Origin of the sequence: Paenibacillus sp. JDR-2 (assembly GCF_000023585.1) — a bacterium.
In the GTDB taxonomy this organism is placed as follows: Bacteria; Bacillota; Bacilli; order Paenibacillales; family Paenibacillaceae; genus Pristimantibacillus.
This window is the reverse complement of the sequence record NC_012914.1, coordinates 3,980,572-4,002,030: the sequence shown is the minus strand read 5'-3', so window position 1 is coordinate 4,002,030 and position 21,459 is coordinate 3,980,572. Positions and strand designations below refer to the sequence as shown.

General features: G+C 50.9%; 20 protein-coding genes and 1 riboswitch. Of the genes, 12 read left to right on the top strand and 8 right to left on the bottom strand.

Annotation, left to right across the window (positions count from 1 at the left end; genetic code table 11):
* The first annotated feature begins 29 nt into the window (after positions 1–29).
* The gene (locus tag PJDR2_RS17775) at positions 30–584 is read left to right on the top strand and encodes a GNAT family N-acetyltransferase (RefSeq protein ID WP_015845101.1); all 555 of its coding nucleotides are present in this window, start codon (positions 30–32) and stop codon (positions 582–584) included.
* A 22-nt stretch (positions 585–606) separates the two neighbouring features.
* On the opposite strand, the gene PJDR2_RS17770 is transcribed toward PJDR2_RS17775, so the two are convergent.
* Positions 607–2,175, bottom strand: a complete 1,569-nt coding sequence (locus tag PJDR2_RS17770; RefSeq protein WP_015845100.1) for an FMN-binding glutamate synthase family protein — start codon at positions 2,173–2,175, stop codon at positions 607–609.
* 370 nt (positions 2,176–2,545) lie between these two features.
* Between PJDR2_RS17770 and gmd the strand changes: the two genes are divergently transcribed.
* Positions 2,546–3,661 carry a GDP-mannose 4,6-dehydratase gene (gene gmd / locus PJDR2_RS17765; RefSeq protein WP_015845099.1) on the top strand — a complete coding sequence of 372 codons (1,116 nt, stop codon included), beginning with the start codon at positions 2,546–2,548 and terminating at the stop codon, positions 3,659–3,661.
* A gap of 141 nt (positions 3,662–3,802) precedes the next feature.
* On the opposite strand, the gene PJDR2_RS17760 is transcribed toward gmd, so the two are convergent.
* A complete protein-coding gene (locus tag PJDR2_RS17760; protein ID WP_015845098.1) occupies positions 3,803–4,921 on the bottom strand; it encodes a DegT/DnrJ/EryC1/StrS family aminotransferase in 1,119 nt (372 codons plus the stop codon).
* Positions 4,922–4,953: 32 nt separating this feature from the next.
* Positions 4,954–5,601, bottom strand: a complete 648-nt coding sequence (locus PJDR2_RS17755) for an acetyltransferase (RefSeq protein ID WP_015845097.1) — start codon at positions 5,599–5,601, stop codon at positions 4,954–4,956.
* Positions 5,602–5,789: 188 nt separating this feature from the next.
* Between PJDR2_RS17755 and PJDR2_RS17750 the strand changes: the two genes are divergently transcribed.
* Positions 5,790–7,694, top strand: a complete 1,905-nt coding sequence (locus PJDR2_RS17750; protein WP_015845096.1) for a DUF4214 domain-containing protein — start codon at positions 5,790–5,792, stop codon at positions 7,692–7,694.
* A 3-nt stretch (positions 7,695–7,697) separates the two neighbouring features.
* Here the strand turns inward: PJDR2_RS17750 and PJDR2_RS17745 are convergent, their stop codons facing one another.
* Genes PJDR2_RS17745 through PJDR2_RS17735 form a run of 3 tightly spaced genes read right to left on the bottom strand, consistent with a single transcriptional unit; the run spans position 7,698 to position 10,684 of the window.
* A complete protein-coding gene (locus tag PJDR2_RS17745; protein ID WP_015845095.1) occupies positions 7,698–8,870 on the bottom strand; it encodes a glycosyltransferase in 1,173 nt (390 codons plus the stop codon).
* A gap of 30 nt (positions 8,871–8,900) precedes the next feature.
* Positions 8,901–9,995, bottom strand: a complete 1,095-nt coding sequence (locus PJDR2_RS17740; RefSeq protein ID WP_015845094.1) for a glycosyltransferase family 61 protein — start codon at positions 9,993–9,995, stop codon at positions 8,901–8,903.
* A 5-nt stretch (positions 9,996–10,000) separates the two neighbouring features.
* Positions 10,001–10,684 (bottom strand): class I SAM-dependent methyltransferase, encoded by a 684-nt coding sequence (locus PJDR2_RS17735; RefSeq protein WP_015845093.1) that lies wholly within the window; start codon positions 10,682–10,684, stop codon positions 10,001–10,003.
* A 392-nt stretch (positions 10,685–11,076) separates the two neighbouring features.
* On the opposite strand from PJDR2_RS17735, the gene PJDR2_RS17730 reads away from it, so the two are divergent.
* From PJDR2_RS17730 to PJDR2_RS17720, 3 genes are read left to right on the top strand one after another with little or no spacing between them, the layout of a single operon-like run.
* Complete coding sequence (locus tag PJDR2_RS17730; protein ID WP_190276158.1) at positions 11,077–12,060, top strand: glycosyltransferase family 2 protein; 984 nt, start codon at positions 11,077–11,079, stop codon at positions 12,058–12,060.
* Complete coding sequence (locus tag PJDR2_RS17725) at positions 12,029–12,805, top strand: glycosyltransferase family 2 protein (RefSeq protein WP_015845091.1); 777 nt, start codon at positions 12,029–12,031, stop codon at positions 12,803–12,805. The genes PJDR2_RS17730 and PJDR2_RS17725 overlap by 32 nt, the downstream gene beginning before the upstream one ends.
* Positions 12,774–13,796: a GT-D fold domain-containing glycosyltransferase gene (locus PJDR2_RS17720; RefSeq protein WP_015845090.1), complete on the top strand. Its 1,023-nt coding sequence runs from the start codon at positions 12,774–12,776 to the stop codon at positions 13,794–13,796. The genes PJDR2_RS17725 and PJDR2_RS17720 overlap by 32 nt, the downstream gene beginning before the upstream one ends.
* A gap of 57 nt (positions 13,797–13,853) precedes the next feature.
* On the opposite strand, the gene PJDR2_RS33230 is transcribed toward PJDR2_RS17720, so the two are convergent.
* Positions 13,854–14,423, bottom strand: coding sequence for a hypothetical protein (locus PJDR2_RS33230; RefSeq protein WP_015845089.1), 570 nt, complete (start codon positions 14,421–14,423; stop codon positions 13,854–13,856).
* Between the two features lie 320 nt (positions 14,424–14,743).
* Between PJDR2_RS33230 and PJDR2_RS17710 the strand changes: the two genes are divergently transcribed.
* Both PJDR2_RS17710 and PJDR2_RS17705 read left to right on the top strand, forming a co-directional pair.
* Complete coding sequence (locus PJDR2_RS17710) at positions 14,744–15,796, top strand: mannose-1-phosphate guanylyltransferase (protein WP_015845088.1); 1,053 nt, start codon at positions 14,744–14,746, stop codon at positions 15,794–15,796.
* Entirely contained in the window at positions 15,793–16,746 is a 954-nt protein-coding gene (locus PJDR2_RS17705) for a GDP-mannose 4,6-dehydratase (RefSeq protein WP_015845087.1), read from the top strand. The genes PJDR2_RS17710 and PJDR2_RS17705 overlap by 4 nt, the downstream gene beginning before the upstream one ends.
* A 57-nt stretch (positions 16,747–16,803) precedes the next feature.
* Here PJDR2_RS17705 and PJDR2_RS17700 read toward each other — a convergent pair whose 3' ends face one another.
* Complete coding sequence (locus PJDR2_RS17700; protein ID WP_015845086.1) at positions 16,804–17,946, bottom strand: glycosyltransferase; 1,143 nt, start codon at positions 17,944–17,946, stop codon at positions 16,804–16,806.
* A 363-nt stretch (positions 17,947–18,309) separates the two neighbouring features.
* Positions 18,310–18,422: riboswitch (TPP riboswitch) on the top strand.
* A gap of 149 nt (positions 18,423–18,571) precedes the next feature.
* Here PJDR2_RS17700 and PJDR2_RS17695 point away from each other — a divergent pair.
* From PJDR2_RS17695 to PJDR2_RS17680, 4 genes are read left to right on the top strand one after another with little or no spacing between them, the layout of a single operon-like run.
* Positions 18,572–19,606, top strand: a complete 1,035-nt coding sequence (locus PJDR2_RS17695; protein ID WP_015845085.1) for an ABC transporter substrate-binding protein — start codon at positions 18,572–18,574, stop codon at positions 19,604–19,606.
* Between the two features lie 34 nt (positions 19,607–19,640).
* Complete coding sequence (locus PJDR2_RS17690; RefSeq protein WP_041614369.1) at positions 19,641–19,943, top strand: thiamine-binding protein; 303 nt, start codon at positions 19,641–19,643, stop codon at positions 19,941–19,943.
* Positions 19,933–20,709 carry an ABC transporter permease gene (locus PJDR2_RS17685; RefSeq protein WP_015845083.1) on the top strand — a complete coding sequence of 259 codons (777 nt, stop codon included), beginning with the start codon at positions 19,933–19,935 and terminating at the stop codon, positions 20,707–20,709. The genes PJDR2_RS17690 and PJDR2_RS17685 overlap by 11 nt, the downstream gene beginning before the upstream one ends.
* On the top strand, positions 20,706–21,455 hold the full coding sequence (locus tag PJDR2_RS17680; RefSeq protein WP_015845082.1) for an ABC transporter ATP-binding protein: 750 nt from the start codon (positions 20,706–20,708) through the stop codon (positions 21,453–21,455). The genes PJDR2_RS17685 and PJDR2_RS17680 overlap by 4 nt, the downstream gene beginning before the upstream one ends.
* Positions 21,456–21,459: the final 4 nt, after the last annotated feature.

Genomic DNA, 21,459 nt, shown 5'->3' with positions numbered 1-21,459 from the left:
GGGAAAGCAGCGAATTGGGGGAGATAGATATGAGTCAAATCAGAATTGAATGTCCAGCCGTTTATTTACGGGAGTACGCGATAGATGATCTGGAAAGCTTGCATGCCTTGACCTGGCAGCCGGAGATTTATGAATTTCTGCCGGGTTGGAACGTATCCAGGGAGCAAAGGGAAGAATGGTTTGTTCATTATGAACTGGCGGAGAACGAAAGGTTCATTAAGGCCGTATCGGAAGGCGGAGAGGTTGGCGATCTACGATTAAGACTGGGGATTATCGAAAAATCGAGCGGCGAATTTATTGGCTGGTGTTGTACGGGAATAAAAGACGAGCTGCCTGATCCGGAGCGGGAGATCATGTACGCGATTTCGAATAAGCACCGGAATAAAGGCTATACGACGCAAGCCGTGAAAGGAATGGTGGAGTACTTGTTTCAGCATACGAAAATCGACAGTTTAGTCGCGCTGGCCCATATCCGCAATATCGCCTCCATGCGGGTGATTGAGAAAAGCGGATTTAATTATAAGAAGATGATTAAGATCGAAGATGAGAGCTATCAGTATTACAAAACGGACAAAACCCGCTAGAGCTATCTAGCGGGTTTCTTTGTCAGAGTGGTTCCGGGTACGGATACAAATCGACGACTCGGTCCGTATGGCCGTTGTCGGTCATAAACACGACATGTTCCCGGCGGAACTCACGCGGGCTGTTCAGACCGCAAGCAGCGGCCAAGGAGAAGAGGCCTTCCCGCATCTGGAGGATATAGTTCATGACGCGCCATTGTTTTTCTTCCGGAGCAAGGGCTTCCTGGTATTTATCGTCCGTCGTTGTCACGCCTGCCGGGCATTTGCCGGTATGGCACTGCAGCGCCATGATGCAACCGTTCGCCATCATAAAGCCGCGGGCAGAATTGACGGCATCCGCGCCAAGCGCGAGTGCAATCGCGACTTTATCCGGGGTAATAAGCTTGCCGGATGCGAAAATTTTGAATCGGTCCCTAACGCCGAATTTGCGCGCCGTGTCGTCAAGGATCAGCAGGCCGGCGAATAAAGGAAGCCCCATGCCGTCCGCCATTGCTTTGAAGGTAGCGCCCGAGCCCCCTTCGGAGCCGTCAACCGTTATAAAGTCCGGATAAATATTCATATCGATCATAGCCTGGAAAAATGGCTCAAGCCGTTGCGGATCGCCAACGACGATTTTTACGCCAACCGGTTTTCCGCCTTCCCGCTGCAGCGTTTGGATGAATTCCAGCGCTTCCTCGGGTCTTGTCAGAAACTCGAAGCGGTTCGGGGAATTGACGGTTTTGCCGACGGGAACAAGGCGAGCTGCAGCAACCTTTTCATTCACCTTGGAGCCTTCCAGATGTCCGCCGCGGATCTTTGCGCCCTGATGGAATTTCAGTTCAAAGGCTTTAATGTTGGAATGGCTGGCTTTACGCTTAAAGGCTTCAATCGAGAATTTGCCTGTCTCGTCCCGGAAGCCATATAAGCCGGGTCCAATCTGGGACACCACATCAACGCCTGTCGATAGATGGACATCGGCCACGCCGCCTTCTCCCGTGTTAATCCAGGAGCCTCCCGCCATATAGGCGCCGCTGCCCGTCGATTGAATGTAGTTCTCGCCAACCGCGCCAAAGGAGGTAGCCGAGGCACCGAACAAGCCTTTCAGCTTCCAAGGCTGATTTCTGTTTTCCCCCACGATCAGCGCATCATCCTCATGAAGGAGCCAAGGTCTGACTTGTTCGGATATAAACTTTTCCTGGCGCGTGAAGACGCCTTCATCGGTAATGACATATTTTTTGCCAGGCAGCATGGTTTCGTTATCGATCTTTAATTCGCTCGTTAGCTTCGGAAACATGGCGTTGGACAAATAAAAGCCGGGCTTCTCGTAATCCCGGCGGCCGCCGAAGGAGATCAGATCCGTCCGGTATTTCGCGGCGTATACGACACCAACAAAGTCGGCTCTCGAGAACGGTTTGCCCTCCGTATCGTTATCGAACCAGTATTGCCGGAACTCGGGACCAAGCTTCTCAAGCAGGTAGCGGAGCCAGCCAAGGAACGGATGCGAACGGATAATGGAATGCTTTGGTTTCTTCGATAACGCGTACATGTAGCTGAAGAAGATAATTGGAGGCAGCGCGATAATGGCAACCAAAATAAGCAGAATGGAAAGAAGCATAAATTGTAAACCCTCCCGGTTGGAGAAATAACGTCATAGGGTTCCATTATATCACAGCCGAATAGGGGATGCTTTCCAGGGAAATGCAACGCGTACAAAAATTAACCGCCGTACAATCTCAGCGAATGTCCCGCCCGCATATAATGAAGCGTATATGATGCTAAAGGGGACGATGCCATGAACAGGCGGACAGCTTTGCTAATATCCCTCATTTTGTATGTAGTTCTGGCAATAGTATTGATCTTAAGCGCAGTTTTTCATTTTGGCTGAAAATAGTTCTTTGTCCGATGCCGAGGCAGTTTGTCCTGTCATACCATATGGAAGATAGCAGGAGACCGACCTGCTCAATATGACGATGACGGAGGGAACCATGAATAAGGTCGCCTTCATTACAGGGATTACCGGGCAGGACGGGATGTATCTGGCAGAGCTGCTGCTTGCCAAAGGATACGTCGTACATGGACTTAGGCGCCGGAGCTCGCTTGCGAATACCGGGCGGATTGACCGCCTTGCCGATGAAGCGAATAAAACCGGGAAGAAGCTGGTGCTTCATTACGGAGATTTAACGGATTCCACGAATTTGGTTCGTTTGGTCCAGCAGATTCAGCCGGACGAGATTTATAATTTGGCCGCAATGAGCCATGTTCATGTGAGCTTTGATTCACCCGAATATACGGCTAACGCGGACGGTATCGGAACCCTGCGGCTGCTTGAAGCGATCCGGATTCTAGGGCTGACGGAGAAGACCAGAATTTATCAGGCTTCTACCTCCGAGCTTTATGGCTTGGTGCAGGCGGTGCCTCAAAGCGAAACGACGCCGTTTTACCCAAGAAGTCCTTACGCGGTTGCGAAGCTGTACGGGTATTGGATTACGGTGAACTACCGGGAAGCGTACAATATGTATGCATGCAACGGGATTTTGTTCAACCATGAAAGCCCGGTTCGCGGAGAAACCTTCGTAACCCGGAAAATAACCCGTGCGGTTGCGCGTATTGCTTACGGTATGCAGGATGTGCTGGCTCTTGGCAACCTGTCGGCTAAACGCGATTGGGGCCATGCGCGCGACTATGTCGACGCGATGTACCGGATTCTTCAGCAGGATACCGCGGAGGATTACGTGATTGCCACGGGCGAAACGACGGAGGTCAGAGAGTTTGTTCGCCTTGCTTTTGCGGAAGCGGGCATCGAGGTTGCCTTCGACGGAGAAGGGGCTGAGGAATACGGCTGCGTGGTAGCCTGCAGCAATCCGGATTACCAGATTCCGCAAGGCACAACCGTAGTCAAAGTAGACCCTCGATTCTACCGGCCGTCTGAAGTAGAGCTTCTAATCGGGGATTCGACCAAAGCTAGGACCAAGCTGAACTGGCAGCCGGTTAGCAGCCTGAAGGATCTCGTCGGCGAGATGGTCGCGGGCGATCTGGAGGAAGCGCGGCGGGTTGTCGATCTGCGCAAGCTCGGTTACGGCGTAAGCTTGGATATGGAATAAGCAATTTTGGATACGGCTGTCTCGCATAGAGGCAGCTTTTCGTTGTGCAATTTGTTCATTTCGCCTCATTTCTTCCATATCAAAGCCCATCTATAATCCGCAAGGGGATAGTAGATGGGCTTTCTTCATTCTATATACGCGTTACAAGCCGCGAACACGCGCTTTGATCCGGTCGCAAATATGCCGAATATCCTGCTCGGTTAGTCCGCCGTAAGTAGGGACGTTAAAGCCTTGCGCGGTAATACGGTTTGCAACGGGAAATTGTTCATGCGGCTGCAAGTCTTGATAAGGCGGAAGAACATGCATGGGGTAAAAGAAAGGCCGTGTCTCGATGCCGTCATCCTTAAGCTGAGCCATTACTTCATTCCTTCGGGCTTCATCGGCATCTTTCAGAACAATGCTGAACATCCAATACACGTTTTTCGCCCAAGTCATTTCGACAGGCAAAGTGAGGGAAGGCTCATCTTTGAGATTTTCGAGATAGAGTCCCGCGACTCTTTTCCTCTCGCTGATATGCCAATCCACATTCTCGAGCTGGGCACAACCGACAGCTGCCTGCAGATTGGTCAGTCGGTAGTTGTAACCGACAACCGGGAACCAATATTTGCGCACCGGATCGATGCCTTGGCCGCGAAGCGTACGCATCTTGTTCGCCAGCCGCTCATCGTCGGTCGTTATCATGCCGCCCTCGCCGGTCGTAATGATTTTGTTGCCAAAAAGGCTAAAGGTTGCGATATCGCCAAGCGATCCCGTTCTTTTCCCTTTATACTCCGCGCCAAGCGCTTCCGCAGCATCCTCGAGGACAAACAAGCCATGCTTTTTGGCAATTTCGGTGACGGCATCCATATCGGCCGGGTGGCCGTAGAGATGTACCGGAATAATGCCCTTGGTGCGGGGTGTGATCAGATTCTCGATCTTCCCGGGATCCAGGTTCCATGTCTCAGGCTCGGAATCGATAAAGACAGGAGTTGCCCCGCAGTATACAACCGCGTTAGCGGTAGCGATAAAGGTGACGGTCGGAACGATGACCTCATCGCCAGGTCCTACACCAAACGCAAGCAGCGCTAAATGAAGAGCGGTAGTTCCGTTGCTGCAAGAGATAGCATATTTGGTGCCGCAATAAGCAGCGAAATTGTGCTCGAAATCGTTAATATATTTTCCGGCAGAAGAGATCCAGGTTGAATCGATGCAATCCATGACATATTTTTTTTCATTTCCGTTAAATACGGGTACGGCAACCGGATAAAATTTGTTGTCCATGAATTATGCCTCCCTCCGAGTTACCTTCATTCTTAAGCTAATGTCCGTTTGACAACGGCAGGTACGCCAACAGCCAGCGAATACGAAGGAATTGGCCGGATGACGGCCGCTCCGGCTCCAATCATGCAGCCCTCGCCGATTTGCATGCCGTCGATGACCGATGTACCGGTACCGAGAAAAGATTCGTCGCCAACCGTGACGTTGCCGGATAAATGGCATCCCGGCGCAATATGGCAGGCAATGCCGATGTTCCCGTCGTGGTCAACGGTAGCTCCGGTATTAATGATGCTATATGAGCCGATTCGGGTGTCCGGCTGTATGACGCATCCCGGCATTACCGCTACTCCCGCGCCGAGTGTAACGCCAGCTGCCAAATAGGCACGCGGACTAATGGCATTAATAAGCTCGAACCCGAGAGCTTCCGCATGCTTTGCAAGAGCATGCCGCCTTGCATTGTTGCCGATGGCTACAAAGGCATGACGGATTCCTTGATTAAGAAGTCCCGGCAGCAGCTCGTCGCCGCCAATTACGGTGAGACCAAGTACGGTTGCCGTTGGATCATGCCCGATGCATCCAATCAGCTCAACATGCGGATCATGCCGCAAAATATCTGCAATCGCTTTGGCGTGACCGCCGGCACCAATAATTACGGTTTTATTAGGCAAGGCATGATGAAACAAAACGATCGACTCCTTTACGCATATCCCATCATATTCAAGCGGCAATAAAATGCTTCAATTCCGGCTAGACAGGCGTCTAATTCGTCAAATATGGTCGAAATCCCCAGAGGGCTAGGGCGTGAGCCGTTGCTTTTTCGGGCCGTGACAATACTCTATCTACAGACGAATAGTGATGGGAGGCCAGACCAATGAAGCGAAAGAAGAAACGCAGGTCGGTCAGACGCAGCTTGCGCAGTCGAACAGCACGAAGCAAACGGCGGAAAAACGGAAAGCCGAAGCGCCTTTCGAGAAGAAAAGGCAGGAAGCGTCTGCGCGGCAAAAAAACAGGAAGAAGAAAGAAGAAGGCCGTACCGCCGGCAGCCGTTTCCGACGAAGCTTCCATATCGCCGGAAGACGCAGCCCGCCTAAGATCCAATAATACGAGAGTCCGGGCAAGTCTCGCGGAAGGAAGCCGGATAATCGATTATTTACATTTCGTGTTTAAACTGGATAACGAGGATTTTTTATGGGAGCTTTACCGGCAATTCCTGCAGCGCGAACCGGATGCAGCGGGGTTCCACCAATTTAAAGGCAAGCTGGAAGCAGGCGCTTTGACGAGAGCCGCCGTGGCGGCATCCATTATGCAAAGCGGCGAAGCTGAACTGGTATTTACCAGAAAGCCGTCCGGGGACCGCAACACCTCTGCCTTTAATCTACAAGGCTTATTCCCGGCCCATAACTTGGATTTTATTCATGGAATCTATGCCCAATTATTAGGCCGCGAACCGGAGGACGCTAATGTCGCAAACGATGTTCTGGCTGTCCATCAAGGGGTGTCCAGGCAAGGATTGCTGGCACGGCTGCTGATGTCGGAAGAAGTGCAGAACCTGCTGCGTTCCGTAAATCCACCCGCTCCTAAGGCTAAAGCCGCGTTAAGCGCCAGGGCTGCAGGCAATCAGAATATCGGCATTTTCCTTTGCTTCGGCGCCCAAATCGCGATGGACGGGGAAGGAATCGGACGTTTCTTCGTCCGTCTTACCGAAGGTTTATTAGGCTTGCCAAACGGCTTTAATCTTCATATCGCAACAACGGAAGCCAATGTGAAAGAGACCGAAGCCATCTTTGCTTCTCTCAAGCCCCTGTATCCGAGCCGGTTGCACTTTTACCACTCCGACAGCATGGCGACAATCAACCGGATTGTGCCGGCGGATGTCTGGATCGTACCTTACGTCGGCATGGGGCTCGCCCAATACCTGTACCGGCCGTATATCGTTTGTCTGCATGATTTGGTTTATCTGCATTTCCCTGATCTGTATTCGAAGGATATGGATCATTTCCAATACATTCATTCTTTGGCAGAAAAAATTACGAGGAATGCTGCGGTTGTCGTATTTGATTCCGAATATATCCGCAATCATGAAGGTCTCACGTATTTGAATCTTCCTGTTCATCAGACGGAAGTCGTTCGCTTTGCGGCGCCTCATGAGGAATATACAAGCTTTGGCATCAAAACGGAGGCAGAATTCCGCGTCAAATACAATTTGTATGGCCCGTATGTGACCTTCCCGTCCGTTATTCGGCTGCACAAAAACCATGAGCGATTAATTGATGCGTTCCATCGTTTCCGGCTTACGGATCTGGGCAGAGCTTCCGTATTAAAGCTTGTATTTACGGATGACTTGATTAACCGCCCGAGACAACAGGAAATAACGGAAGCGCTGAACGTTATTGCCGATCCCGCTATCAGAGCTTCTATTGTCTTTATGGGCCGTATCCCGTCAGCCGACTTGCCATCGTTGTACAAATATGCGGAAGGAGTCGTTGTGCCAACCCTGTTCGAAGGCAGCTGTCCATTCCCGATTGTCGAGTCTTTGCTGATGGATACTCCGGTTGCGTTCGGCCGGCTGTCGATTGTTCAGGAGGTCATTCCGGATATGAGCAGCTTTGCGACCTTTGATCCTTACAATCCGGTCGAAATGGCTGAGTCCATCGGCAAGCTGTATGCGCAAGGGAAGCCGGTTGTTCCCGTGCAGAAGGAAGCAGCAAGCGGCCTTCTGCACAGGAGCTGGGCGAATGTTGCTCTGGATTATGCGGCGATCATTAGCCGGATCTGAGTATTAATAGAGAACCTTACCGTAGTAGCGCCAGAAGGTATTCCGGAACACTTCAATATATTGCTTGGCAATATCGTCCCAGGTTTGCGTGGCGTCATGGACGCCCTGCAAAGCCGATAATTTATAAGTGTCATAGTCGTCAAACAAATCATCCAGCGCTTTGGCAATGGAATCCGGGTTATGCGGGTCAAACCAGGCAATCTTGGCGCTATGTCTGGACAGATGCTCCCGCATAACCGGTATATCCGAGCAGAGCACCGGAGTGCCAAGCCGCAAGGCTTCTTCAACCGGATAGCTGCCGCCGCCTTCCGACAAACTAGGCATAATAAGTGCCTTTGCGTTTTTGATCAATGCGGGAATGTCATGGTCGCCAACAAATCCAAGCGGATAGACTTGCCGGTCGAGCAGAAGACCGGTCCGCTTCATGGTGGATACAAGCGTTGGAATCCAGTTCACTTCGGACGTGCTGTCCGGGAACGGAATGCGCAATTTATCGGTCAAATACCCGGTTAAGAGTAACGGGTATTTTCTTTTGTAACGCGATTTGGCAAAGCCCATAAGCAGGTTGTTATGGTTTTTGTGCGGAGAAGTGTTGGACGGATAAATAATATAGTCGGATGGAATCCGGGCGCCTAGTTCCGGTGACACCCTGCGGTTATAGACGTTTGCGATTGGAGTGATCGCATGCGGAATGACAAATGCCTGCTCCGAACGGTTGCCGAAATGGGCGACAAGCCTGTTCTTGACATGTTGGGAGGATACGACTACCGAAGATGTGTGGTCAATCCACTTTTTGGATAGTCTCCAATGAAAGGACAACTCGTCGCCTTTCATAAATGGCGGCACGAAATCAAAGATGGTGGTGTCATGGAAGGTGCAGACCGTAGGACGGTCAATGGATTGGAACTGTTCGGTATGCGGCCAGAAGAAATAAACCACGTTCATATTCGCAAGCAGGTGGCTGCACTGGGGATGGTTGATCGGATAGTTGTTATAGCAGATTTCGATGTTCCCCGCTTTTTGAAGCTCCACATAATTTCGCAGCTGCGAATTTGGCGCGACGACTAGTCTGACCCGCTCTACTCCCGGTTGGCGGGCAATGGCAGCAGTCAAATTAAACAAGAGGCGCATCCCTCCGCCGATCGAGAACTGATTAGACCATATCAGGATATTCATGCTTTATCCTCCTGTAATTTAAGAATCCGTTCATGCATTCACAATACCGTTCAGACGCATGTAAATATCCAACTTTCCGATATCAACAATGATGTTGTCTGCACCGACATGCGCTTTGGGTTCAACGTTGCATAACAGCTCGTAATAATCAAGTCCGGCATGACAGCACAGCTTCCAGAAATAGTTGTCGACAAAGGATACGGGAGCCAGTTCGATCAGGGTTGCCCCGGGGTCGCAAAAGGCAACGTTAATGCTGCCGCTGCCGAACGGCGCCACAATGACTTTGGCCGAAGCAAAAACTTCGATTTTTTCCTCTGTCGTCATTGGCGTGAGCACAATCTTCCTAAATCCCTTTGTCTGCAGGTAGCGAAGCACCTCGTCTTCGTTGACTACGTGGCGGGCCTCCGCGTCCTCACGCGTAATATAAATACGCTCGTAGCCTTTGCGTTTGCGGAATTTCCGCTTGTTCTTCATTTGATCCGCGATATAATGCGAGGCCCAAGGCGGACATTTCCCGATCATTAGCGGTACGGCCGGTACAACCAAGGTTTTTGCCTTCAGATGGAAATCCGGTTTATCGACTTGAATGATTTTGTTAAAGGGAATGCCAAGCAGCTTTAATGACTCGAGTTGAAACGGATAGGTCAGTTTGGGCAATACGTATTTATCGATCGGTATCCCGCTCTTCTCAAGCAGATGAATACGGGGCAAAATATCAAAGAACCAGTGTCCAAATACCGTGTGCGTGCCGCGGTTCTTGGGTTGTGGGAAGTTCCAGCCCCAGAACAAGGAGGCGACGGTTCCGGCATAATAGTCAGGCTCCTCAAGAACCATTTTTTCATAACTGATGTCGTACAGCTCCAGATCGCCAATCCGTTTGTTATCCGGCGTGATCACGTACATATGGCTGGTCATAAGCCTTCCTTCGGGAATGCTCACAACAAAAGCTTCATCATACTGGCAGGTTGAAATCCAGCGGTGCGGATCAATGCTTCTTGGAGAAGGCAACGGGATAGTCTCGGCTGGATAAATCACTTTATATCGTTCTTTGGCTTCGCTTGCGGGAAGGGTTTTCGCCCAATCCCTAGCCTTCTTGTAGGTGTCTCTCGGAATAGTGTACTTCATGGTCTTTACCCTCTTGCATAACGGAGGATGAGCTTCTGCTGCTGGGCAAGAACATCCTGGAATTTGTCCGGCACGCCTTTCGGAAAGAGCACACCCAAGCCGTTGGAATGTTGGAACTGCATGTGGGGATGAATGGCGCAAAGCTGATCCCACAAAATATGAACACCAAAATTCATGATTTTGACTGCCGTGTCATGAAAGAGGACGATGCCGTTTGGCGCCAGCTTCGGCAGCCAGCTCGCGTAGTCATGAAGCACCGCATTATAAGCGTGATAACCGTCGATATGAAGAATATCGATAGCTTTGTTAGGGAACTTAGGCAGCGCCTCGTCGAAGGTGGTTCGCAACAAGGTGCCGACATTCGGAAATTCCCTGTTTTTGACCGATTGAACCGCTTGGTAAATGCCATCGTTAATTTGTCCGTACATCCCTGTGTGAGGATCGCCCTGCCAAGTGTCCACGGCGTAGCAGGCGGTATCGAGAGCGGAATCCTTAATGGCCTGGCTGAAGCTGAAAAATGAAGTTCCGTATAAGGTGCCAAGCTCAACGATTACTTTCGGTTTGGCGAAACGGACGAGATCGTATGCGAAGCGGCGGTGTCCGGACCAAGCTCCTTCTGTCATCATTCCCGCGGGTATTTCCGGTGCGTGGTCGGCTGCGAATTCTGGCCTATAAAACTTCCAATCCATATGTCAACTCCCCATCTATCGTTATAGAAGCACAAGAATTGCAATATTTTATGTTCGTCTGCTATAAGAGGTCAGGGACAAACGTGCAGGCGAAATACACATTTATGAAGCGGGGTGCCGTACATAAGCCGTTACGATTCTATTGTCCGTACATACAATGTCAGAGGCAGAAGCTAAGAAGATTCTATTGGCATGAACATAGAAAGACATAATTAGAATAACGAGGTGTGAATATGAGAAGCCTCGCCAGGAAAAGAAAAACAGCCTACTCAACCAAACCGCTGACATCTCGGCAGAGAAGGCGCCCAAATCCGGCTGGTTCCAGGAAATCCAAGCCTCAAAAGACCAAGCGGGGGATTGCGGATAGGGAGACTAACAAGCAATTAACCATAATGGCTTGGAAGCTCGGCAGAAGTGCTGCTCAAACGGCGTTAAAGGAAGAAGGGGCAGACCTTCAACAGCATGTGCAGGAGCTATGGCTCAAAGAAAGCGGATTAATTAGAAAAGCAACTGCCGTCAGCAAGTATATACCGGTAATGAAAGCATTCGTTGACGGCTATTTTTCCGTACGTACATCTGAGGAGAGTCCGAATTGGGTACTGCTTCCGACCAACAAGAAAGTGGCAGCCGTTGTTATGGCCATGAATGAGGAGTTGTCCATTCTATCAATCATTCAGGAACTGGAGCGGATGCCCCTCCATGAGATCGTTGTCGTTGTGAACGGATCGACGGACTCGAGCTTCATGATGGCAAGAACGAGCAGCAGAGCGATTATTCTACACTACAATGAAGCCTTGGGTCATGATGTAGGAAGAGCGATCGGGGCGAAAATTACAACCTCCGATGTTGTGATCTTTCTGGATGCGGATATCCCTGTTGCCGCTGAACAGCTGTTAAGCTTTGTAAGGGTGACAGATCGTGACATGGATGTCGCTTTAAACGATCTTTCCCGTTATGTAGGCATGTTCTCCGACTGGGATGAAGTTTCGATTATGAAATATTTCCTGAACCGCTCCAATCGCCGGGATGATCTGAATGTGAATTCCATGACAGCCGTTCCGCATGCCTTAAGCCGAAGAGCGATTGAGGTGATAGGCTTCGCCAATTTGGCTGTTCCGCCCAAAGCGCAAGCAATCGCTTTGCAGAGGGGTTTGCGTATCGGAATTGGCGGCTGCATCAATGTGTTTAAGAGAAACAGGCACCGGAAGGATAATGTTGGCGTGAACAATCCGATCTCGAAGCTGATTATGGGGGATCATTTGGAAGCGCTTGGCTGGGCGATGCGGGAGGAAAGCCCGCGTCTGAAATATACCGATCATTTGCGCAAAAGGGAGCGTGTGAAAGGTGTTAACAAGCATCATCATCCCGACTTGTAACGCGGTCTCCCTTCTGCGGGAGACCATAGGAACGATACGGAACCATACGAAGGATCCCTATGAGCTAATTGTCATTGATAACGGCTCAACCGACGGTACATTGGATTACTTGAAGCAGCAGCGGATTATTGCCATTTCCTTGCCGGCGAATACGGGGTTTCCGGCTGCCTGCAATTGGGGGATGAGGCTGGCGAGAGGCGACCGGCTGCTTCTGCTTAATAATGATGTCCTGGTCACGTCCGAATGGCTGAGAAGGATGCACAACGCGCTTGATTCGGATCCTTCTATCGGGCTGGTTGGACCAATGACTAACTATGCGAGCGGCAGGCAGCAGATCACAATGACTGGCCGTTATGATGAATTCGCCGCGCGCTTAAAAATCGATGAGAATGGGCAACGCGAATTCGTAAACCGAATCATCGGCTTTTGTATGTTGTTTTCCCGCAGCCTGATGCAGAAGATCGGTCAACTCGATGAACGGTTCTCGCCGGGTCATTACGAGGATGATGACTACTGTTACCGGGCTTATCGCGCTGGGTACCGGGTTGCTGTCGCGAAGGATGCTTTCGTCTATCATCATGGCAGTGCTTCCTTCGGCGGTTATGCCGGAGAAGCTCTTGAGGAGCTTGTTGATCGAAACCGGCGGCTGTTTATGGAGAAATGGGGAATTGACCCGCTAGAATTACACGATGAGAACAGCAAGGGGGAACGTCATGCGCATTCGGACGCCTCGCAAAAAGGGTAAACCGCGGAAACGCAAGAAGCTGATCAACAAGCAACGACGACGTTCACTCCATGCTCCGCCCAAATTCATCCGGAATCCGGCAGAGCAAGGCGAAGCAAGTCCTCCGGAGGCGGTTCATGAAGCTAAATCGGAAGGAAGCATGGCGGAGACTGGTCAACATGCCAGCTATCATGAGGGCTATGACAAAGGGTACCAAGAGGGGAAATATGCGGGCGGAGAAGAAATCGTTGACCAGCTGCTGCCGCCAAACATGATTTTTCCGGAGCTTTCTCTGCAGCAAATCATAGCAACGGGAGTAAGCATGCATATGGAGCACGCTATTCCGCTAATGCCCCCGGAACAGGTCAGAGATGCGATTCTTTATGCCATGGAGGAGAAGCGGCCGTTATCTATCGTCAGGCTCGGGGACGGAGAGCTGCTTACCATGGCTCAAGAAATCGTTATGCCGGTAGATCAAGTAAGACGCGAGGGCAAATTTCTGGAATATGCGGGAGTAAAGGTGCCGGATCTGGATATTCGCAACCGCCTGGCCGTGGCGGTTACCGGCGCCGATATTGTTGGTATACCAAGAACCAGAATGCCGAATTATCAGCTGCTTGTTTCGCCGGTTTTTCAAGCTTATGGGTTATCATTGCGGGAGCGGCAATGGACCGATTCCCTTATTAATTACAGTTTATGCACGGCAGGCTGCCTTCTGCCGATCCTTCAGAACAAGCGTGTTCTTCTTATCGGCAATATGGCGGAACCGCTATCTGCCGTTCTTGCCAATCGCGGTTTATCCGTTGCGGGCGTCGTAGCGCCGGTTAACGGTGCCAGGGATGCCGCCAGAGTAGTGACGTTGGCCAGACAGTATGATTTTGACATTGCTCTGGTTTCCGCAGGAATCGCTGCCGTATTGATTACCGAAGAGCTTGCCCGCGTAACCGGCAAGGTAGCGATCGACTTTGGTCATCTTGCCAATGCTCTCATTAAGGGTGAAGCCCCTCTTTAAGCGCCTATGTAGAGGAACAGCCTTTTCGTATGAAGCGAAAAGGCTGTTTGGGTTTGGTTAGACGCCGAGCGAAGCTGCAAGCGAGGAATATTGAACAGAAGCAGCAGCACCTGTAATCGCTATCGAGATCGAGTTAACAGCTACTTCAAGCGTGTATTCATGCGCGCCGACAGTCAGCGTGTCGTAGTAAGTGATAGGAATCACTACTTCAAGATCAAGAACTGCAGCAAGAGCTACCGTTGCGAAAGTTGTGCTTGTGACCGAAGCTACAACAACACCGTCGCGGAGCAGATCCACGGTAATCGATGGGTTAAGCAATACGCCAAGGATCGTACCGGAAATCGCTACGTCAACAACTCCGTCAATTTTTACTTTATTGGCTGCTGCAGAACTAACCGTAACGGGAACGGCAAGAATTTCAACCGGCGGAATTACTGTTCCGATGATCCCGATTGCGCCAAGAGGGAAGACTCCTCCGTTAGCTCCATATACCCCAGCACCTGGACCAGCAGGGCCGGTAGCGCCTGTAGGACCTGTTGGTCCAGTAGGACCTGTAAGACCCGTAGGGCCGGTAGGGCCAGTGGCTCCAGTCAGACCAGTCAGACCTGTCAAACCTGTTTCTCCCATATCTAATCCTCTCCTTTCAGTTGATATACTTAATCATATGTTGAGAGATTCATAGAGAAGACGGTATTTGCCGTGAACGATCGTCTATTTTTGATAGATTAGGTCAAAGTATGGCCGTTTATGCTTGAAAGCGATAGTTGGGCGGAGTCATCTGCCTGATTTCCGTCCCTTTTGGCTATTCGTCCATTAGGATTACTCTATTAAAGCATAAGTTGAAGATATGTAATTTATCAATCCGGCACCGGTTAAGGAAGGAGCTCCGGCTTGACTAGAAGAGAGGTTTTAATAGTAGGAGATTTACCGTTTCGAGGTGAAATTCAATGATCGCTGTAATTATGGCAGGAGGCAAGGGAACACGTTTTTGGCCAAGAAGCACGGTTGCCAAGCCGAAGCAGTTTCTGACATTAGCTTCAGAAGAGACAACAATGCTGCAGCAAACCTACGCGAGGTTCCGTTCCTGTCTGCCCGAAGAAAAGGTGTATGTCGCGGTCAGCGCAAACTATTTGCCGATCGTGAAGGAACAGCTTCCCGAGCTGGGAGAAAATCGTATCATTATAGAACCTGATCAGAGAGACACAGCGCCTTGCATCGCATTGACAGCCAGTTATTTCATGAAGCTGGAGCTGGATGACGTGCTGGTAACGGCACCTTCCGATCAATACATTCCGGATACAGAGGAGTTGATGGAGGCGCTGCGCGCGGCGGAACAGGCGGCCAAGACGGATGGGGTTGTCGTTACGCTTGGCATAGTCCCCACAAGAGCCGAAACGGGTTACGGTTATATTGAAACGGTAGAATCGGCGGATCATGCAGATAAGTTTGGAGAACGCATCAAAGAGGTTAAAGCCTTCATCGAGAAACCAACCAAGGAAAAAGCCGAGAAGTTGATAGAGCTTCCGAATATGTATTGGAACAGCGGTATTTTTATATGGAAGCCATCTACGATCGCCGGATACATGATGAAGTATCAACCGCAGATGTGGTCCATCTTTGATCAGAAGGATGAAGAGTTCAGGCAGTCGTATGCCCGTTTGCAGAAGCTTTCTATCGATTATGCCCTGGTAGAAAAGCTGGAGCGTCTCTATACGATCCCTATTGAATTTATTTGGGATGATGTTGGCGCATGGACCTCGCTTGAGAGGATATTCCATACGGATGGCGACGGAAATTTGCTGCTCGGTCAAATCTTCCCGTTTGCGACGCGCAACACGATTATCTATTCGGAACAGCAGCAGGTTGTTGCTATCGGCATTGAGGATTTGATTATTGTATCGACTGAAGAAGGCCTTCTTATTTGCCGCAAATCGGACGAACAAAATGTCAAGCATGCGATCGCCGCGCTTACTGCCGATCAAGAAGGCCGGCAGGGATGAAAGCACTGATTACAGGGATAACCGGTTTTGTAGGCAGTCATCTTGCCGAGCATCTGCTCGGCGAGGGGATTGAAGTGACAGGAACCATGAGGAGTCACAGTTCGCTGCGCCATATTCGCCATCTGCTGCCGGATATGCGCCTGTATGAGTGCGAGCTGATGGATCCTCAGGCGGTTGAGCATATGATGGCGAGCATTCGGCCGGACTTGATTTTTCATTTGGCGGCGCAAAGCTTTGTACCGCTGTCATGGGAATCGCCTGCCGAGACCATGACGAACAATATTATTGGGCAGGTTCATCTGCAGGAAGCAGTAAGAAAGCTTGGTTTAGCCTCCAAAGTGCTAATTGCCTGCTCCAGTGAGGAATACGGGCACGTGGAAGAAAACGAGGTGCCGGTTAAAGAGACCAATCCGCTTCGCCCGATAAGTCCGTACGCGGTGAGCAAGATCGCTCAAGACTACCTGGGCTACCAATATTTCAAAACCTATGGACAACACATTATCAGAACGCGGACCTTTAACCATCATGGTCCCCGCAGAGGAGAGCAGTTCGTCAGTTCGAATTTCGCCAAGCAAATTGCGGAGATCGAGAAAGGACTAAAGCCGCCGGTCCTGTATGTGGGGAATCTGGAGGCTAAACGGGATTTCACGGATGTGCGCGATGTAGTTAGAGCCTACCGGATGGCGATGGACTATTGCGAAGCAGGAGAAATCTATAATATCGCATCCGGTCAGTGCCATGAGATCCGCGAAGTGATTCAAATCCTGCTCAGCTATAGTACCGTCGATATTACGATTGAGGAAGACAAAACAAGGCTTCGGCCATCCGACGTAAAGGTGCTTGTAGGGGATTATGGCAAGTTTTATGAGCAGACCGGATGGAAGCCGGAAATTCCGTTTGAGCAGACAATGAAGGATTTATTGAATTATTGGCGCAATGAGTTGGCTTAATAAGGCCTGGTCCGGTAGGGGAGATCAATCTCGCTATACCGGGCAGGCCTTGTGTTTTTAAATCAGACGCAGCTCTTTTAACCTGTTCTTGATCCGTTGGCCAATAACGGCAGGGGAAAAATCGTTGTGAATCGTCCTCATGCCGCTTGCCGCAATGGATTCCCGCCAGCGCGCATCGGACACGAGACGCTGCATGTATTCCGCGGCATGACGGATGTTAGGCTCTGCCCAGATCTGATGACTCTTGTAAGGTCCCCAGTCCTGCCCGATATTAACGAGCTGGTAGGATACGGGACAGGAATTTGAAGCGTTCATAAACTCCGTGTTGCCGGACCAGTTCGTCGCTATGACCGGTTTACCCAAATACATCGCTTCCGCGAGACCAAGCCCAAAACCCTCGGCACGGTGAAGGGAAACATAGCTGTCCGTGCACTGCAGCAGGGCGTTCACTTCGTGTCGGGACAACACTTTATCAATTAAATGCATATTGCTCCGTTCGGCAATCAGCTTCTTCAGCTCGGCAAGCTCATTCGGGCGGAAGTCCGCATTATTTACTTTAAGGACAAGTCCAACGCGCTGATCGTTTTTGTCGAAGGCCAGCTTGAAGGCTTCAATTACCGCCCGGGGATTTTTGCGCAAGGTAGAGCTCTGAACGTCGTACATCATTAGAAACAAAAACCGGTTGTCCGGCAGCCCAAAGGATGAGCGGTTAATATTCGGCGCGACTTGTACTTGGATACAGTGCGGAATAGTAATAACGGGAACGGATGCCCGTTTGGAGACGGACTCGGCTACAAATTTGCTGCACACCCATACCTCATTGACATGGCTGAAGCCTTCCACATGCTCTTCCGGAAACTCCGGCAGCTCCCAATGCCAATACCCGATGTTGTAACGGCTGTTAAACAATTCGTTACCGAAATGCTCGCGGGCAGGACGCATAAAGTCGGCATTCATATGAAAGATATTGGTGTTGTACCGGGCTTTATCCAGCAACTTATGCGACCAGCTGTAATCCGACATTCTCGAGGCTACGGCAAGCGGGAAATTAAGGAGTCCAAACGGTATGGCCGCCGTATCAATCGCTTTTGCCGCTAGCCTCGAGGATTCCCCGATCCCCATCTCGGCATGAACAAAGCCGATAATATTTACGCCTGGTTCCCGGGTTGAGGCGTCGGATTGAAGCTTTGCCAGCTCCACGGCAGACCGCCCGGAGCTGCGCTTATTGGAGAGCCGGCGTTGTTTTCGCTTGGATTGCCGCTTAGCGGTTCGTCTTCCGTATGATCGGGTACGGCCTCCTGATTTGCGTCTTCTAGACTTCGATGCGTTCGGCCGTTTTGGCTTCTTGCCTCTCTTGTGTCGTCTTTTCACCCCGGTTCAATCCTCTCGATATTAGCGGATATGCACTCGACTACATACTATTCATGCCGGTCACACGGCTATAAGGACAACAACCCACCAAGCGCAAAAATCGGCGTATGTCTAACTTTAGATAGATGACTTATTTAAAACGAAGCTGGCTTTTTTGGGCAGAAAGGGTATAATAAAGTTTACTGACGTAAGTGAATAGCACCGGGGAGCTGGTTGAGGCTAGCTGAGAGGGAATTCCGAAGAAAATTCCGACCCTTATACCTGATCTGGATAATGCCAGCGTAGGAATTGTTATTAAGGTATGCCTTCTATTGTAAGGAAGCGTGCAGACCTTTAATAAAGCTGACGAAATGTATGGCTCTCCGGATCTCGGAGGGCTTTTTTTATTTTCAGATGGTAGTCCGGCCATAATAGCGAACGTCATAGTCAAGAAGAGAGAGGGAGAGACAGAAAGATGGGAACAGGTGCAAAGAGAAGGTTCGGTATTTCTGCAGCCATGCTGGCGGTAGTTGTGCTGCTGGCCGCATGCGGCTCGAACAACAACAAGAATACGGAGAATGTGTCAGCCGGTAACGGAGCGGACAAGCCGTTGACCAAAGTAAAGGTCGTTCTGGATTGGACGCCTAACACGAATCATACCGGATTGTACGTGGCACGGGATAAAGGTTATTTCAAGGAGCAAGGCCTTGATGTTGAGATTATTCAGCCCGGCCAGGACGGCGCGGATAAAATGGTAGCCTCCGGCGGAGCGGAGTTTGGCGTCGGCTACCAAGAGTCGCTCACTATGGCGCGTATCGCCGGCGTGCCGCTTGTATCCGTTGCTGCCGTGATTCAGCATAATACTTCGGGCTTTGCTTCGCCGGCATCCAAAGGAATCGACTCTCCGAAAAAGTTTGAGGGCAAAACCTACGGCGGCTGGGGCGCGCCGGTAGAAGAAGCGGTAATCGGCTCTCTGATGCAGGAAGAGAACGCGGATGTATCCAAAGTGAAGATGCTCAGCATCGGCGACACGGATTTCTTTACGGCGGTGAAGCGAGACATTGATTTTGCCTGGATCTACTATGCCTGGACCGGCGTGGAGGCTGAGCTGCGCGGCGAGAAGCTGAATATGGTTTACTTGACCGATTACAGCGACAAGCTGGATTACTACACGCCGCTTCTGGAAACTAGCGAGAAAATGATCGCCGAGAAACCGGAGATTGTTAAAGCGTTTGTTGCGGGTGCCGCTAAGGGCTATCAATTTGCGATTGACCATCCGGAGGATGCGGCGGAAGTGCTGATCAAAGCAGAGCCGGATCTGAACGCCGACTTGGTGCGCGCGAGCCAGAAGTGGCTTAGCCCGAAATATACGGATGACGCTTCGCAATGGGGCGTGCAGAAGAAGGACGTATGGGTGAACTATTCCCACTGGATGTTCGAGCACAAGCTGCTGGAGAAGGAGCTGGAGGCGGATAAAGCGTTCACGAACGACTTCCTGCCGAAAGCTTAGGATAAAACAATAGGATTAAGAGGAGCTGACGATGATGGCCAACGCGCTTGTAAGTATTCAAATTCTGCCAACAACGCCAAACGGGGAAAGCGTTATTCCGTTTGTGGACCGCGCAATCGAGATTATTAAGGCATCGGGTGTCCCTTACCGGGTAGCGCCTCTGGAGACAACGATGGAGGGCGAACTCCCGCAATTGTTCGAAATCGTGCAAACCATGAATGAAGCTATGACCGAGATGGGCTGTCCGTCCGTTATCTCGCAGGTGAAAATTTATTTCAATCCGGCTAACGGGGCTTCCATGGGCCGGCTGTTGGAGAAGTATCCGGATGGGCAATAAAGGCTGGTATCACGCAGTCTGGCCTTCTCTGCTTCTCGTTATCTTTATCCTTGCCAGTTGGCAGCTGTCGGTTGATAGCGGCGTTGTACCCGAGTGGCAGCTGCCTTCGCCGACTTCTATCGTAAAAGAGATGTTTGACGTCTGGCATCGCCTAATGGACAATGCCTGGGCAACGGTGGAGCTGGCGCTCATCGGATTTGGCGGAGGAGCAGCAGCCGGAATCATAATTGCTGCTATTCTGCATCTTATTCCATTTGTCCGGAGGGCGGTCTATCCGCTGCTTGTCGTAACACAGAACGTGCCGGTCATCGCGATTGGCCCGATTCTTACGATTTGGCTGGGTTACGGTGTTCTGCCCAAGCTTATTTTAGTCTGGATCGTTTGTTTCTTCCCCGTATCCGTTGCCATGTTGAATGGCTTCAAGGATACTGATCCAACCCTTCGCAATTATATGCGGATGATTGGAGCGGGGGATTGGCAGCTGTTTACGCGGCTCGAGTTGCCCAATGCCGTTACGCACTTATTCTCGGGCCTCAAAATCGCTGCTTCGTATGCCGTTCTAAGCGCCGTTGTTGCGGAGTGGCTCGGGGCTGACAAAGGATTAGGCCATTATATGATTCTGTCATCCAAAGGTTATGAGCCGGCGAGGGTATTTGCATCCGTCTTTCTGATCGTGGCGCTGAGCCTTGCTTTATTTGGTCTGGTTGCTCTCATCGAAAGACTAGTCATCCGGTGGCGTCCGGCGAAAGGAGGGGGAGGAGCATGACAGCTCCGGCGCTTGAACTAAAAGGGATCCGCAAAAGCTTTGATGCAGGCCGGAAAAACGTACTGAACGGCCTGTCGCTTACCATTGCCGAGAACGAATTCGTCTCCATTATCGGTCCCTCCGGAAGCGGAAAAACAACGTTGTTCCAGCTGATTGGCGGATTGGAACAACCAACGGGCGGTGAAGTCTGGATTGACGGCAAGCAAGTAACCGGGAGCCGGGGACATATTTCGTATATGCCTCAGCAGGCCTCCCTGATGCCTTGGCGTTCGGTGTCGGCTAATATCGAGCTAGCGCTTGAGATTGCAGGCACGGAGCGTAAGGAAGCGGGTCGTCAGGCGCGTGAATGGCTGGAACGCATCGGTCTCGCGGAGTACGCGGATTCCTATCCCCATGTGTTGTCCGGCGGGATGCAGCAGCGCGTATCTTTCCTGCGGGCTCTGCTGTCCCCCCAGACCTTAATGCTGCTTGACGAGCCGTTTGGCGCGCTTGATGCGTTAACGAGACAGCAGATGCAGCAGTGGCTGATGTCCATCTGGGAGCAGAATAAACGATCGGTTCTCCTCGTTACGCATAGCATCGAAGAGGCGTTGCTGCTATCTGACCGGATCATTGTATTGTCATCAGCGCCGGCGGTTATTTTGGAAGAAATAAAAGTTCCATTCGCAAGACCCCGTTCTCCGCAATTATGGCGGGAACCGTTGTTTAACGAGCTCAAGCAACAGATTCATGAGCTGCTTCATTAAGCTG